The 14,042-nt window shown below is 69.2% G+C and carries 13 protein-coding genes and 1 pseudogene; 12 read left to right on the top strand and 2 right to left on the bottom strand.

Features of this window, described 5'->3' with window-relative positions; all coding sequences use genetic code 11:
* Positions 1–484: 484 nt before the first annotated feature.
* The 10 genes and pseudogenes from ACX28W_RS37270 (at position 485) to ACX28W_RS37225 (ending at position 9,097) form a co-directional block, all read left to right on the top strand.
* Positions 485–973: a DUF6841 family protein gene (locus ACX28W_RS37270; protein ID WP_459004474.1), complete on the top strand. Its 489-nt coding sequence runs from the start codon at positions 485–487 to the stop codon at positions 971–973.
* Positions 966–1,871, top strand: a complete 906-nt coding sequence (locus ACX28W_RS37265) for an alpha/beta hydrolase (RefSeq protein WP_459004472.1) — start codon at positions 966–968, stop codon at positions 1,869–1,871. Before ACX28W_RS37270 ends, ACX28W_RS37265 begins: the two co-directional genes overlap by 8 nt.
* A 20-nt stretch (positions 1,872–1,891) precedes the next feature.
* The gene (locus ACX28W_RS37260; protein ID WP_459004470.1) at positions 1,892–2,698 is read left to right on the top strand and encodes an alpha/beta fold hydrolase; all 807 of its coding nucleotides are present in this window, start codon (positions 1,892–1,894) and stop codon (positions 2,696–2,698) included.
* 184 nt (positions 2,699–2,882) lie between these two features.
* Positions 2,883–3,767: an MBL fold metallo-hydrolase gene (locus tag ACX28W_RS37255; RefSeq protein ID WP_459004468.1), complete on the top strand. Its 885-nt coding sequence runs from the start codon at positions 2,883–2,885 to the stop codon at positions 3,765–3,767.
* 52 nt (positions 3,768–3,819) lie between these two features.
* The gene (locus tag ACX28W_RS37250) at positions 3,820–4,233 is read left to right on the top strand and encodes a PaaI family thioesterase (protein WP_459004466.1); all 414 of its coding nucleotides are present in this window, start codon (positions 3,820–3,822) and stop codon (positions 4,231–4,233) included.
* Positions 4,230–5,279, top strand: a complete 1,050-nt coding sequence (locus ACX28W_RS37245) for an LLM class flavin-dependent oxidoreductase (protein WP_459004465.1) — start codon at positions 4,230–4,232, stop codon at positions 5,277–5,279. The genes ACX28W_RS37250 and ACX28W_RS37245 overlap by 4 nt, the downstream gene beginning before the upstream one ends.
* A 67-nt stretch (positions 5,280–5,346) precedes the next feature.
* Positions 5,347–6,036, top strand: coding sequence for a winged helix-turn-helix transcriptional regulator (locus ACX28W_RS37240; protein WP_459004463.1), 690 nt, complete (start codon positions 5,347–5,349; stop codon positions 6,034–6,036).
* A gap of 265 nt (positions 6,037–6,301) precedes the next feature.
* On the top strand, positions 6,302–7,516 hold the full coding sequence (locus ACX28W_RS37235; RefSeq protein WP_459004462.1) for an AMP-binding protein: 1,215 nt from the start codon (positions 6,302–6,304) through the stop codon (positions 7,514–7,516).
* Between the two features lie 118 nt (positions 7,517–7,634).
* Positions 7,635–8,608 (top strand): annotated as a pseudogene (locus tag ACX28W_RS37230) (class I adenylate-forming enzyme family protein); the annotation flags it as partial.
* A 45-nt stretch (positions 8,609–8,653) separates the two neighbouring features.
* Entirely contained in the window at positions 8,654–9,097 is a 444-nt protein-coding gene (locus tag ACX28W_RS37225) for a class I adenylate-forming enzyme family protein (RefSeq protein WP_459004483.1), read from the top strand.
* Between the two features lie 377 nt (positions 9,098–9,474).
* On the opposite strand, the gene ACX28W_RS37220 is transcribed toward ACX28W_RS37225, so the two are convergent.
* Complete coding sequence (locus ACX28W_RS37220; RefSeq protein ID WP_459004460.1) at positions 9,475–10,278, bottom strand: maleylpyruvate isomerase family mycothiol-dependent enzyme; 804 nt, start codon at positions 10,276–10,278, stop codon at positions 9,475–9,477.
* Positions 10,275–10,889 (bottom strand): TetR/AcrR family transcriptional regulator, encoded by a 615-nt coding sequence (locus ACX28W_RS37215; RefSeq protein ID WP_383861560.1) that lies wholly within the window; start codon positions 10,887–10,889, stop codon positions 10,275–10,277. The genes ACX28W_RS37220 and ACX28W_RS37215 overlap by 4 nt, the downstream gene beginning before the upstream one ends.
* A 72-nt stretch (positions 10,890–10,961) precedes the next feature.
* Here ACX28W_RS37215 and ACX28W_RS37210 point away from each other — a divergent pair, with 72 nt between their 5' ends.
* On the top strand, positions 10,962–11,750 hold the full coding sequence (locus ACX28W_RS37210) for an SDR family NAD(P)-dependent oxidoreductase (RefSeq protein ID WP_459004459.1): 789 nt from the start codon (positions 10,962–10,964) through the stop codon (positions 11,748–11,750).
* An 88-nt stretch (positions 11,751–11,838) separates the two neighbouring features.
* On the top strand, positions 11,839–13,266 hold the full coding sequence (locus ACX28W_RS37205; protein ID WP_459004457.1) for a coniferyl aldehyde dehydrogenase: 1,428 nt from the start codon (positions 11,839–11,841) through the stop codon (positions 13,264–13,266).
* The last annotated feature ends 776 nt before the right edge of the window (positions 13,267–14,042 follow it).

The raw sequence follows: 14,042 nt of genomic DNA, 5'->3' as shown, positions 1-14,042 counted from the left end.
TGTGGTCGATGGCTGCCTTGCTGGCACCGGCCTGGCCATGAACGACTGACCGACATCACAAATTCAAGTTCAGTAGCGTCTTCGGCCATGGCGAAGGAGTCATACGGTGGGCTGCGTTCCGTGGTCGCATGAAGCGCACACGGCATCGGTCCAGCAGCAGGTGCTCGTGAGCCGCATGAGCACCGGTCGCCGGAACGGCGGCCAGTCGCTGCGGAGTTGGTCCCGCCGGTCGAACCCGAGCCGGTCCGAAGGTCTGGCCGTCCATGCTGCCCGCGCGTGGCCGTCCATCCTGAGCCGCCCGACCCGACGGTCACGCGGCTGACGTCGAAGACCTCGTTCGCGAGGTCGCCGCGCAGCTGATGCAGGTCCGTGAGGCGGGGAAGCGTCGTCCCCTCGCCCCGCGATCAATGGCGCCCGAAGCGCGTTCCCCTGTCTGGGCGCGACTGGACGGCTGCTGAAATCCTTTGCGAAAGGAATCCGTGACATGCCTGACAGTCAGACCGAGGCCACTCGTGCCGAGGTGACGCACTGGTTCTTCGAGGACTACCTGCCGCGCTGGGTCGCCGTGGCCGCGGGCACGTCCGACGAGGGGCACGAGTTCGTCCTCGACTTCTGGGGCACCCCGTTGCACGTCACCGCCCTGGACCAGTCGTTCTGGTGCCTCGACGACGCGAGCGTGCTCGCTTTCCTGGAGATGAATTACGCGCCTCTGCGGGAGGCGGGATACAGCCATACCGCGGTGCCGGACCGGCGGGTGTCCGTCTACAACACCGTCGGTGCCACGATCGAGGTGATCTGGTCGCGACGCCGTGCCGACGAGAGCGAGATCGAGCGTTGGGCGGTGCACTTCAGCGTGGCCAAGTCCGACAAGGGCTGGCGTGTGGTCGGAATCCACACGGTGGCCACGGACAAGGACAGGCTCGCCGACGTCTGGCCCGCCGGACCCGCCCTGGAAGAGGCGAACCATGGCTGAGAAGGTCTATCCGCCGCTGGTCATGCCCGAGGGCGTCGGCCGGCAGAAGGTCACGGTGTGGAGCGACGGCATCGCGCTCGACGCGGATGTGTACCGACCGACGAACCTCGCGCCCGACGCGGCCCTCCCCGCCGTCGTGCTGTGTCACGGCTGGGGCGGCAGCAAACTCACCGCGGAACGCTACGCGGCACTGTTCGCCTCCGCCGGCATGATCACCCTGACCTTCACCCAGGGCAGCTGGTACGACTCGGGATCCCCGCTGCACCTGGTCGGCGACGCCCCTGACCCCGATGACGGCAACGTGGCGCGCGCCGACGTGCGGTTCATCCGCGAGCTGGTGGACCCGTTCGCCTGGGCGGCGAACGCGCGCGCGGCCCTGGACTACATCGAAGGCGAGCCGGGCGTCGACCCCGCCCGCATCGGACTGTGGGGCACCAGCCTCGGCGGAGGCATCGCCGTGCACCAGGCCGCCAACAACCCCCGCGTGAAGGCGCTGGCCGTACAGGTGGCCGCCATCGCCCCACTGGGCGGCCCCCTCGCACAACTCGCCCGCAAGCGCGCGATCGACACCGCCCGCGGCGACACGGACCCGATTCCCCAGGGCATCGATCCGTGGCCGAACATGGCGGGAACGCCGCACCTGGCGATGCTGTCGCACTTCAGCCCGCTCGCCCACGTCGACCGGCTGCGCATTCCCACACTGATCATCGACGCCGGCGACGAGGAGATGTACCCCATCGCCGACAACGGGGCCCGCGCGGCGGAAATTATCAAGAACACTCCCGACGGCGTCGTCGACTACCAGGTCATCCCCGGCATCGACCACTACGGCATCTACTTCGACGGCTACGAGCCCGGCAGCCGGGCCGCCCTCGACTGGTGGAAGCGGCACCTGTGAAAACACCACACGCGCTCACCGTGCCCACCACCACCCTGGGTCCGCTTCACGTGCAGGACGCCGGCCCCGCCGACGGCCCCGTGGCTCTGCTGTGGCCGAGCCTCTACAGCGACGGCGACACCAGCTGGGGCGCACAGCTCGACGGCCTGCACGCTCTCGGATGGCGGACACTGCTGGTCGACCCCCCGGGCACCGGCGGCAGCGCGCCGGCCTCGCGGCGCTTCACCATGGAGGAGTGCGGTGAGGCCGCTCTGCGGGTGCTCGACGACGCAGGCGTCGACCAGGCGGTCTTCTTCGGGCTGTCGTGGGGCGGCATCGTGGCGCTGCGGGTCGCGCTCACCGCGCCACGCCGTGTGACCGCCCTGGTCCTGTCCAACACCACCGCCCGGGGTGTGGGCCTGCGCGAACGCCTCCAGGTCCGTGTGACCTCCCTTCTCACCCGGATAGGGATTCCGGGTGGCCTGGGCCGGCTGGTCGTGGCCGGGATGCTCAGCGACCATTCCCGCCGTCACGACGCCGGGTTGGCCTCCGAACTCGCCGCGACGGTCGACAGCCTCGACCGCGCGGGGCTGGCCCGTGCCGCGCGGTCGGTGCTGGGCGACCGCACCGACGTGGTCGGTGCCCTGCACCGGATCACCGCCCCCACCCTGGTGATCGCCGGCGCCGAGGACAAGGCGCTGCCGCAAGCCCCGCACTCCGGCGATCTGGCCGAACGCATCGTCGGCGCCCGACTGGAGGTGCTGCCGCGCGTCGCCCACCTGTCTCCCCGTGAGGAGCCCGCCAAGGTGGCGAACCTGATCAAGGAATTCCTCGCGCCACTGGGATAGCGCCGCCGAGAAGTTGTCGGGCCCGCGTCCGGCGTTGCCCCGGCCACGGTCGGCCGCATGTCCGGTGATGCCTCGCTCTCGCCGGAACCGGCGCCCGGACGTCGTCCCATCGGCCGTCTCGCCTCCCGAGCCTGACCGCCCTCGTACGGCACACCGCCGTACGGCACCGAAAGGAACACCACGCATGGCTGAGTTGACCTATGACGTGTACGTCTGTGACGGGGTGCCGCGCGCCCGCCGCGAGCGGTTGCCGGGCGGTTGTGGGATCGTGTCGTCTCCGCTGGCTTCGACGCTGATCGTCGGGGAGCGGGATGCGGTGCTGGTGGACCCGCCGTTCACCCGCGAGCAGACGCAGGCGGTCGGTGACTGGGTGGAGCGCTCCGGCAAACGTCTGGCCTACATCTATGCGACGCATGGCCACGGCGACCACTGGTTCGGCACCGGCCAGCTGCTGGAACGCTTCCCCGACGCGATCCCGTACGCCACCGAGGGCACCATCGGGATCATGCGCCGCAACGTCGAAGGGCGCGCGCAGTTCTGGGACGCGGACTTCCCGGGCTTGATTCCGGACACCCCGCTCGTCTACCGGACCGTCCCCGCGGACGGGTTCGAGCTGGAGGGACACCGGATCGAGGCGGTCGAGGTCGGTCACACCGACACCGACGACACGACCGTGCTGCACGTCCCATCGATCGGGCTGATCGTCGGAGGGGACGTCGTCTACAACGGCGTGCACCAGATGTTGCTGGAGACCCCGGGCGGCGGATTCGAGTCGTGGCTGGCCGCCCTCGACGTTCTGGACTCCCTCAACCCCCGCTCTGTCGTGGCCGGCCACAAGAACCGTGACCTGCCCGACGACCCGGCGATCATCGACGAGACTCGCCAGTACCTGCGCGACGCGCAGCGGCTGCTCGCCGAGAAGCCCACCCCGCAGCAGTTCTTCGACGAGATCACCGCCCGCTATCCCGACCGGCTCAACATCGGCCCCGTCTGGTACGGCGCGCACGGCCTCCTCGGAGTTCCCATGCCCGTGGTGGCCGAGGGCGAACTCGACCAGGCGAACGAGTAGGGGCGAGACAGTGACACATCCCAGGACCGAAACTTCTCCCGCAGGCTTCGACGTGTTCCGCAGCGCATTCGTCGAGTCCGTCGGCCTGGCCTTCACCGAGGTCACGGGCACGCGGGTGCGGGGCGAGATACAGCTGGGACCCGAGCATCACACCCCGTGGGGAGTTGTGCACGGCGGGGTCTACACCACCGCCGTGGAGTCCGCCGCCACCGTCGGCGCGTCCGCAGCGATAGCCGATCTCGGCCAGGTCGCCGTAGGGGTGGCCAACAACACCGACTTCCTCCGGCCGATCACCGCCGGGACGGTTCAGGTGCTGGCCGAAGCGATCCAGCAGGGGCGCAGCCAGCAACTGTGGCAGGTGGCCGTCACCAGCGTCGACAACGGCAAGCTCATCGCCCGCGGCCAGCTGCGGCTGGCCAACGTTCCCGCCACCGGCCTCCCGAACACCCTGGGGAAGCAGTCATGACCACCTCCTCTTCATCCTCCGCAACCCACGGCCGCAGTCCCGCCGGCCTGGACGTATCGGCGTCGTTCGCGACCACGCTGCACACACCCGAGCACATCCGGATCGCCGAGGAACTCGGCTTCAAGCGTGCGTGGCTGTACGACACACCGCAGCAGAGCCCCGACGTGTGGATGACCCTGGCGCTGGCCGCCGAACGCACCCACCGCATCGGGCTCGGACCGGGCGTCCTCGTACCGGCACTGCGCCACCCGATGGTCAACGCCAGCGGGGCCGCGGCTCTCGAACGCCTGGCCCCCGGGCGGGTCGCGGTGGCGTTCGGCACCGGATACACGGGCCGTCGCGCGATGGGACAACAGCCCGTCTCGTGGGCGTACATGACCCGCTACGTCACGGCCTTCCGCGCGCTCCTCAGGGGCGAGACGGTCGAGTGGGAGGGCAGCCCGATGCGCATGCTGCACACCCCCGAATACCCGCGGGGCGCGCCGGACACCATCCCGGTCTACATCGCGGCGATCGGCCCGAAGGGCACGGCGATCGCCGAGTCACTCGGGGACGGTGTCTTCATCATGGGAATCGACGGTGTGTCCGAAGAGGTGACGAAGAAGTTCGAGAGTGTCGTCTACGGCACCACCGGGTCCGTGCTCGGTGACGGCGAGGATCTCGGCAGTGAGCGACTGCGCACTGCGGCGGGCCCGGCGCTGGCGCAGCTGTTCCACATCTCCTACGAACTCGGCGGCGAGGAAGCGGTCAAGGCGCTGCCCGGCGGGCTGGAATGGCTGGCCGTCGTGCTGGAGACACCGGAGGCCGAACGCCACCTCGCGGTCCACCACGGCCACCTGCTGCGTCTGAACGACGCCGATACCGCCGCCTGGAACGCCGGGGGTAACACGCTGGTCGGGCACACCCTCACCGGCGCTGCCGGGGACGTCCTCGCCAGGGTGAAGGACCTCGCGGCGCAGGGGGTCACCGAGATCACGTACCAGCCCGCCGGCGACATCCGCCGTGAGCTCGAAGCCTTCGCCGACGCGGTGGGCCTGCGGCAATGAGTCCGGCGCGCACGTGCGTGGTATGCGAGCCGTATAGTGAAGAGTTATCGAGCCGTATGGTAGAGGGATGACGACTGCACGAACATACGGCCAGATGTGTCCGCTCGCCCGTTCCATGGACGTCCTCGGCGAACGGTGGACCTTTCTGATCGTGCGTGAGCTGCTGCTCGGGCCCAAGCGGTTCAAGGATCTCGCCGACACGCTCCCGGCCCTCGGGCCGAACCGTCTGACCGCGCGTCTTCGCAGTCTGGAGGCCGCCGACGTCGTTCGCCGGAGCACGCTTCCGCCGCCCGCCGGGGTGGCGGTGTACGAGCTCACCGAGAGGGGCGAAGGACTCCGTGAGCCGCTCATCGCGCTCGGCCGGTGGGGTCTGGGGCTTCCGCCGTCTCCGGAGATCGACACGGCGACGACCCGGGTGGACCTCATTGCCCTGAGTGTTTCGAGTGTTGTCACGCCGGACAAGCTCGCAGGTCTCAAGGAGATCTACGAGCTGCACGTGGGCAGAGAGACGTTCCATGTGGAGATCGCCGACGGCCGGATGTGGACGAGGAGCGGCCCATCACCTGTTCGCCCCGACCTTGAGATCCACTGTCGTACGCGGACCTTCCTCAAGCTGATTTTCGGCGGCACCCAAGTCACCGACGCGGTTCGGTCGGGCGATGTGCGAGTGGCCGTCGGAACGGACGAATTGGTCGAGCGTGCCTTCGACCTGATGTCCGGTACCGAGATCGATTACCCGGTGTACGTGGGGATGTAGCGGGGAGAGGTTCGCTCCGCGGGTGCCCACTGCTGCGTCCGCGGTGAGCGCGCCGGACCGTGCGGTCCGGCACCGGCCGCGGGCGGTCCCCATGACCCCCGCTGTGCAACGGAGCAAGCCTTGATACCCGTCCTGTCATTCGAGCCGCTGAGTCCTGTCTCGTTCCTGGACCGGTCGGCCGCGGTGTTTCCCGAGCGCACGGCCGTGATCGACGGACACCGGCGCTTCACCTACGCCGAGTTCCACCCCGCAGTTCGACGACCTCGTGGCCACGGCGACAGACGGCATGCCGAACCCACCCGTGATCATGCGCGCGGGCCCGGGCGACGACGGCACTTACGACGTACTCCTCGCGGCCGCCGAGCCGACGGCCGTCCCGCTGTCCGATGAGCGGGCGCTGTTGTCGGTCAACTACACCTCCGGAACGACCGGCCGTCCCAAGGGCGTCATGTACCACCACCGCGGCGCCTATCTCCAGGCACTCGCGATGGTCACGCACACCCAGCTGAGCGCAGCCTCCGCCTACCTGTGGACGCTGCCGATGTTCCACTGCAACGGCTGGTCCTTCCCCTGGGCGGTCACCGCCGCCGGCGGCACGCACGTATGCCTGCCCAAGGTGGAGGCCTCCGAGATCTGGCGGCACATCCACGACGATCACATCACCCATCTGTGCGGCGCCCCCGCGGTGCTGTCGATGGTGGTGAACGCCCCGGAGGCGGGCCGCGACTCGGAGGGCGTCATCCGCTTCCTGACCGGCGGGGCGCCACCGAGCCCCACCCTGCTGGCCGCCGCCGAGGACCTGCGTATCCACGTCACGCACCTGTACGGACTGACCGAGACGTTCGGCCCTGCGGTGCTGTGCGACTGGCACCCCGAATGGAACGGCCTCGGCGCCGCGGAGCAGTCCAGGCTCCGTGCGCGTCAGGGCGTGGCCAACGTCATCGGCCTCACCGCCCGGGTGGTCGACGGTGACAAGGACGTCCCCGCGGACGGCACGACGATCGGTGAGATCCGGCTGCGCGGCAACAACCTGATGCTGGGGTACTTCAAGGACGACGCGGCGACCGCCGCGGCCGCACCGGACGGCTGGTTCCGCACCGGCGATCTCGGCGTCCGCCACCCCGACGGGTACATCGAGCTCAGGGACCGCAGCAAGGACGTCATCATCTCCGGCGGCGAGAACATCACCTCGATCGAGGTCGAGCAGGCCGTCGCCAGCCACCCGGCGGTCCTCGAAGTCGCCGTCGTCGGCGCCCCGGACGAGCGCTGGGGCGAGGTGCCCGTCGCGTACGTCGTCCTGCGGCCGGATGCGGTCGCCACCGAGCAGGACATCATCGACCACGTCAAATCCCGGATCGCACGGTTCAAGGCGCCCAAGCGGGTCGTCTTCGGTGAACTGCCCCGCACCTCCACCGGCAAGATCCAGAAGTACCTGCTCCGCGAAAGCGAGCGGGTCACTTCTGGCGACCGAAGCCTCTGAGACCCACACCGCGGGACGGCTGTTGCGCCGCTCCGCCGGCCTGCCCGGCCCGCTGACGGAGCCGGCTGTTTCGACTCCTCGACCCGACCGCACTCCACACAGGACAGGGACATCCGCCATGAACTTCGCCTCGCTGCCCGACCGCCGCGCCGAACTCGACCCGCAGGGACCCTCGGTTTCCGACGGGCGCCGGTCGCTGTCCAACGCATCGTTTCTGTACCGTGTCCGGGCGGCAGCGCGCCACCTTCAGGACCTGGGGGTCGGGGCCGGCGACGTCGTGGCCCTCAAACTGACGAACCGCATCGAGTTCGTCCTGCTGCTGTTCGCGTCCTGGCGGCTCGGCGCCACCGTCACCCCGGTCAACCCGAAGCTGACCGACGTCGAGGTCGCGCGCCAACTGGCCGACTCCGGCGCACGCCTGGTCGTCGTCGAGGACGGCACGAGGGCTGATGACGGCATCGTCACGCTCGCCGTCGACGACCTGTACGAAGCGACGGCAGACACAGACCGCACCCCGGACACGGACCCCTCCGCGCTGGCCCTGCTCATCTACACCAGCGGCACGACCGGAGTGCCCAAGGGCGTGATGCTCGACCACGCCAACATCGACGCCATGACGGACATGGCGAGCAAGGCCCTCGAGTTGGGGCCGGCCGACCGGAGCCTGCTGATCCTGCCGCTCTTCCATGTCAACGGCGTCGTGGTCAGCGTGCTCACGCCGCTGCTCGTGGGCGCCGCCGTCGTCATCGCCGACCGGTTCGATCCCCACACCTTCTTCGACGTCATCGAGCGCGAGCGCCCCACCTTCTTCAGCGCCGTCCCCACCATCTACAACATGCTGGCGGCCCTGCCGGATGCCGTACGGCCCGACACGTCGTCCGTGCGCTACGGCATCTGCGGCGCGGCGCCGGCGCCCGCCGAGCTGCTGACTCGCTTCGAGGCCCGGTACGGGTTTCCGCTCATCGAGGGGTACGGGCTGTCCGAGACCTCCTGCGCCTGCACGGTCAACCCCGTGGCCGGTGCGCCGGGACCGTGGGACTGCCCTTCCCCGGGCAGGACATACGCATCGGCGGTGACAACGGCAGCGAGGCGGCTCCGGGGCAGAACGGCGAAATCCTCGTCCGGGGTGCCAACATCATGCGCGGCTATCTCGGGCGCCCGGACGAAACTACCCGGACCGTCGTCGACGGCTGGCTGCACACGGGCGATATCGGCCACCTCGACGCGGAGGGATACCTGACGCTGGTCGGGCGCTCGAAGGACATCATCATCCGCGGTGGGGAGAACATCTACCCCAAGGAGATCGAGGACGTGCTGGCCGGTGACCCGTCCGTCCTCGAGACCGCTGTGATCGGCGTCCCCGATGAGAAATGGGGGGAAGTCGTCGTCGCGTATGTGCAGCCACGACCGGATCTGACGGTCGATCCGGCAGCGCTGGAAGCCCTCTGTGCGAAGAGCCTCAGCGGCTACAAGCGGCCGACCTCCTACGTCGTCGTGGAGGCCATCCCCAAGAACGCGGTCGGCAAGATCGACAAGATCGCGGTGCGGGCGGCGCATGCCGCGGCGGCTGCCGGTGCCTGACCGCGAGCTGCGCGGGCGGCGCTCACCCGTGCCATGAGTCGCCGACGGCGCGCAGGAGACAGGGCTGTAGGCGGTCGGCCGTCTTCGCTGCGGACGTCGTGTCGACCTCCTCCGGCGGCAGCAGCGCCGCGGCGACGGAGGGTAAGAGTGGACACGCCCGCCCGGACCGCCAAGAGGCCGGTGTGAGTCCGCCGTCCCCGGCGTGCCGCCGACTCCCCTCGGCCGCTCGCGCGGGGAGCGCGCCCCATTCCTGTGACCGGGCTCTCTCCCAAAAGAGTGTGCTCGAAGCCGAGGCACCCCGGCCGGAACTCGCCGCCACCAGAAGTGGCGGACAAGCGGTCCGGGGCTGCCTGGGAGGCGGGCCTCTGGTGCTCCGGTCAGATGACGTTGACGGTGTCGAGGAAGCGGGCGGCGAGTTCGGCGTCGCCGGTGACCGTCACGTCGCTGTCGCGCCAGGAAGAGCGCTGCGTGCCCCAGTCGGGGAAGGTCAGCGCGGGGGCGGTGACGTGCGCGGCGACGGCGCCGTCGGAGGGAGCCAGGCCCCCGGCCTCGTCGATCCACCAGGTCCCGCCGCCTGGGCCCGTGAGCGTCAGTGCGACGCGGGCGTCGAGCCCGGCGACCGGTGCCTGCGCGACCTGATGGTTCAGTACGGCGATCATCCACGTCAGGACCGCGCGCATCCTGTCCGCATCGGTGGACGGCACGGACCGGCCGAGCGCTGGGGCCATGTCGTGACGCAGGTGGGTGTGGTGGTCGAAGACGAGTGCGCCGCCGATCATCAGACCCAGGGGGTGGCGGCCGAGTTCGGCCATCTGTGCCCGTACTCGGGCGGCGGGTGTGCGCCAGACGACGTCGAGGAGCGTGGTGGCGCGCCGGCCGGCGCGCTGATACTCGGCCATGACCTTGGCACGGCTCCAGTCTCGCCGTCGATCGACGGGGTCTTCGTTCGCCTGTTCGAGGCTGGCGGCGAAGCTCGTACGCAGCCCGGCGGGCGTGTAGAAGCTCCGCGCCGTCGCACCGATGTGGGCGACGACGTCGGCGATGCGCCATCCGGCTGCGGCGCTGGGCGCGGTCCATTCGTCGTCGGTGAGGCTGCTGGTGAAGTCCAGCATCTCGGCGCGTTCGGCGCGCAGGGCGGCGGCCATGTTCGGCAGGTCGGCGGGGGGCAGGCGCTTGCTCATGTCGTTGTCTTCTCTGGTGGTGAGGCGGGGCGGCGAATGGCCTGTACGGCCGTGTCGTAGAGGTCGAAGGTGTCGACCTGCCCGCCCAGGCGCATCCACTCTTCTGTTGCCGCCTGGAGGCAGGTGATCGCCGCGGCCGCGATCGCGCGGGCCTGCAGAGTGCGGTGGTCGGAGTCGGGCAGTCGCGGTTCGATCAGCGGTGCGAGCAGGTCCTGCCAGCGGGCCTGCTTCTCGGCGTGGCCGGCGCGCAGGGATTCGTTGCCGAACAGCAGCGTGGTCATCTCGAGTCGGCGCTCGGCGGTGAGGTCCATCTCCTCGAGCACCTGGAACGCCGCACGCAGCGACGTCCACGGGTCCTCGTCGGCCGGGCGCTCGGCGAGCCGCGCGGCTATCAATTCCCCTTGCTCGGACAGGCCGTTGAGCGCGAGGTCCTCCTTGCTCCGGAAGTAGTTGAACAGGGTCCGTTTGGAGACACCCGCCGCCGCGGCGATCTCATCGAGGGTCGTGTCGTCGTACCCCTTGGCCGCGAACAGTTCGAGGGCGGTCCGGGCGAGGAGCGCGCGAACCACCGAGCGGGTCTGTTCCCGGAGGGGGGCCGGTTTCTGAGTCATGCACCGATGGTACATCTCTTCGCCAGATGCAATTACTTGCACTCAGTGCAAATGTGTGCGTAGAGTGCAGGCGTGAGCAAAATCGACTATCGCCGCCAGACCGTCATCGTCACCGGAGCCAGCTCCGGGCTCGGCGCGGAATTCGCCCGCCAACTGGCCCGTCGCGGCGCGGATCTCGTACTCGTCGCCCGCCGCGCGGACCGGCTCAAGGACCTGGCCGACGAACTCACCCGCGTCCACGGCGTCACGGTGACCGTCGTCGCCCGCGACCTCGGACAGCCCGACGCCGGCCGCACGCTGCGCGCCGAACTCGAATCCCGCGGCATCCACGCCACCGGACTGGTCAACAACGCCGGCTTCGGCACCCACAACGCCCTCACCGACGAGGACCCGGACCGCCTGCAGAGCATGATCGCGCTGAACGTAAGCGCGCTGGTCGACCTCAGCCGCGCCTACATCGACCCGCTGAACTCCGCCGACACCGGAATCCTGATCAACGTCGCCAGCCTGCTGGGCTTCCAGCCGACCCCGTACCTGAGCGTCTACGGCGCCACCAAGGCCTTCGTCCTCAGCTTCACCGAATCGCTGTGGGAGGAAAACCGTGGCACCGGCCTACGCGTCCTCGCCGTGTGCCCCGGCGCCACGAAGACCGAGTTCTACGACGCCGCCGGCAGCGAGACGGCCGACTACGGCGCGAAGCGAGTCACCCCCGACTACGTCGTCAAGACGGCCCTCGACACGCTCGACCGCCGCTCCGCGCCCCCGTCGGTGATCACCAACGGCCGCCCGATCGCCCTCGCCAGCAAGATCCTGCCGCGCCGCCTGATCGTCCGGTTCATGGGCCGCATGGCCCGCCCCTAACCAGAGGCCGCCGCTCTCGGCGACCCGCTCCACATCCCAGGCGGCACTGCTCCTCCGTCGTCCCCACCAGCAGCAAAGGACCACCATCGTGACCATCACAGAAGTCACCCCACAGCCCACGGACGCGGAGCGCTTCGGCCACATCCTCGCCGTTCAGCGCGCTGCCTACCGCCGCGACGGAGCGCCCTCACTGGCGGCGCGGCGCAGCGATCTGAGCAGGTTCAAGGCGGCACTGATCGCCCGGCGGAGCACCATCGAGGAGGCGATCAACACCGACTTCGGAAACCGCTCGCGCCACGAGACCGCGATGATGGAGCTCGGCGGCGTCGTCCAGGGCATCGACTACCTGGAGCACAATCTGCGGCGGTTCATGCGCCCGACCGGCCGCCACACCGCCTTGCACATGCGTTGGGGCACCAACCGCATCGAGTACCAGCCGCTCGGAGTGGTCGGGGTCATCTCACCGTGGAACTATCCCGTCATCCTGTCACTGATGCCGGTCGTCACCGCGATCGCCGCCGGCAACCGCGTCATGCTCAAACCGTCGAAGTTCACCCCGGCGACGAACACCGTGCTCGCGTCGATACTGGGCGAGCTCTTCCCACCGGAGCAGGTCACGATCGTCAGCGGTGACGGTGCCGCGTTCTCCTCCCTGCCCTTCGACCATCTCGTCTTCACCGGCAGCACCGAAGTCGGACGAGCCGTGATGAAGGCGGCGAGCGAGAACCTCGTCCCCGTCACGCTGGAACTGGGCGGCAAGTCTCCGACCATCGTCGCCAGGGGACACGTACAAGACCGGACCGTGTCCGACATCGTCTTCGGCAAACTCCTCAGCGGCGGGCAGACCTGCATAGCCCCCGACTACGCCCTGGTGCACGAATCCGAGATCGACACCTTCGTCGACAGCTACGACAGGCTGGTGAAGGCCGCCTACCCCGGTGGTCCGACGAGCAAGGACTACACCTCGATCATCAACGACAAGCAGTACGCGATCCTCACCGACCTGATCGAAGACGCCCGTAGCCGTGGGGCACGGATCATCGAGGTTGGCCACCGGCCGGGCGAGGCCGCCCACCGCCCGCACACCCTCGCACCGACCGTCGTGCTCGGCGTCACCGACGAGATGCGGATAGCCCACGAGGAGATCTTCGGCCCCATCCTGCCGATCTTCCCCTACCGCGACATCGACGAGGCCATCGACTACGTCAACGCACGACCACGACCGCTCGCGCTCTACTACTTCGGCAGCAACGACGCGGACCGGCGCAAGGTCCTCGACCGCACGACCTCCGGCAACGTCACCGTCAACGGCACCGTCATGCACGTCGGGCAGGACGACCTTCCCTTCGGCGGCGTCGGCGCCAGCGGGATGGGTCAGTACCACGGGATCGAGGGGTTCCGGACGCTCAGCCACCCCAAGGGCATCTATGTGCAAGGCCGCTTCAACGCCGTCCGCCTCCTCTATGCCCCCTTCAGCAAGCGCACCGACGCTCTCCTCAACTTCTTCCTTCGATAACCGGTGGCTCCCGCCGTCAAAGCCTCACCCGCGTCGAAGCACGGGCCCGCGAGTAATCCGCAGCCAGGCGGTGCCGGCGTCCCAGGACGCCTGTGGCCTGCCTTTCCCGCCAGTTGTTCGCGCAGGACGGCGTTCTCGGCGAGGAGGGCGACGAGGACGGTCGCTGTGGCATCAACCTGCTGCTGAAGTCGTTGGCGCTCTTGCCGGTCGCCCCTCAGTTGTCGGCGGAGGCGGGTGAGCTCCTCCTGCTGATTTTGGTCGCGCACGCCGACGCGGCTGTCCTGCTCCCCTCGCCAGAAGCTGTTCTTGGTCGGGGCGGGTGCAGCGAATGGCACAAGGGCCGCCCGTGCCGTTGGAGCGGTGGCCGGCCTTGTCGGACGCGATGAACTCGAGGACCGACGTCGACGACTGGTACCCGGTAGTCCGAGGCAAGGTGACCTTGTCGTGGCCCTCTTCTCGCCGCAGCGCAGTCGGTGGAGATCACGGAACCGTCCGGGCCCGCCAAGTCAGCTTCGCCGGAGTCCGCGCTGCCTTCCCTCCCTCGGCGTCGGCCGTCAGTGCGACGGTGTCGAGCCTGGTTTGTAGGGCGCTGCTGCAAGGGTTCCTGGCGATTGACGCCGAGAAGAGACGGGCCGGATGAGGGTACGCCGCCTGGCCCATGCGGTTTTCGATCTTGGTCTCCAGTCGGCACCCGCCGCTACCGAGCCGCGAGCGTCAGGTCCGAACCATCTCTTCGAGGCTATACATCTCGTATAGTCGCTGCTAGCTTTCTCGTT

The sequence above is a fragment of the Streptomyces sp. SD15 genome (assembly GCF_054462255.1).
This window is presented reverse-complemented; position numbering and strand designations above follow the sequence as displayed.

Bases quoted from the DNA above. Each gene is read 5' to 3' on its own strand.
- ACX28W_RS37240 (WP_459004463.1), top strand. From the start codon at position 5,347: ATGACGACTGCACGAACATACGGCCAGATGTGTCCGCTCGCCCGTTCC.
- ACX28W_RS37225 (WP_459004483.1), top strand. From the start codon at position 8,654: ATGCGCGGCTATCTCGGGCGCCCGGACGAAACTACCCGGACCGTCGTC.
- ACX28W_RS37270 (WP_459004474.1), top strand. From the start codon at position 485: ATGCCTGACAGTCAGACCGAGGCCACTCGTGCCGAGGTGACGCACTGG.
- ACX28W_RS37255 (WP_459004468.1), top strand. From the start codon at position 2,883: ATGGCTGAGTTGACCTATGACGTGTACGTCTGTGACGGGGTGCCGCGC.
- ACX28W_RS37245 (WP_459004465.1), top strand. From the start codon at position 4,230: ATGACCACCTCCTCTTCATCCTCCGCAACCCACGGCCGCAGTCCCGCC.
- ACX28W_RS37220 (WP_459004460.1), bottom strand. From the start codon at position 10,278: ATGAGCAAGCGCCTGCCCCCCGCCGACCTGCCGAACATGGCCGCCGCC.
- ACX28W_RS37265 (WP_459004472.1), top strand. From the start codon at position 966: ATGGCTGAGAAGGTCTATCCGCCGCTGGTCATGCCCGAGGGCGTCGGC.
- ACX28W_RS37215 (WP_383861560.1), bottom strand. From the start codon at position 10,889: ATGACTCAGAAACCGGCCCCCCTCCGGGAACAGACCCGCTCGGTGGTT.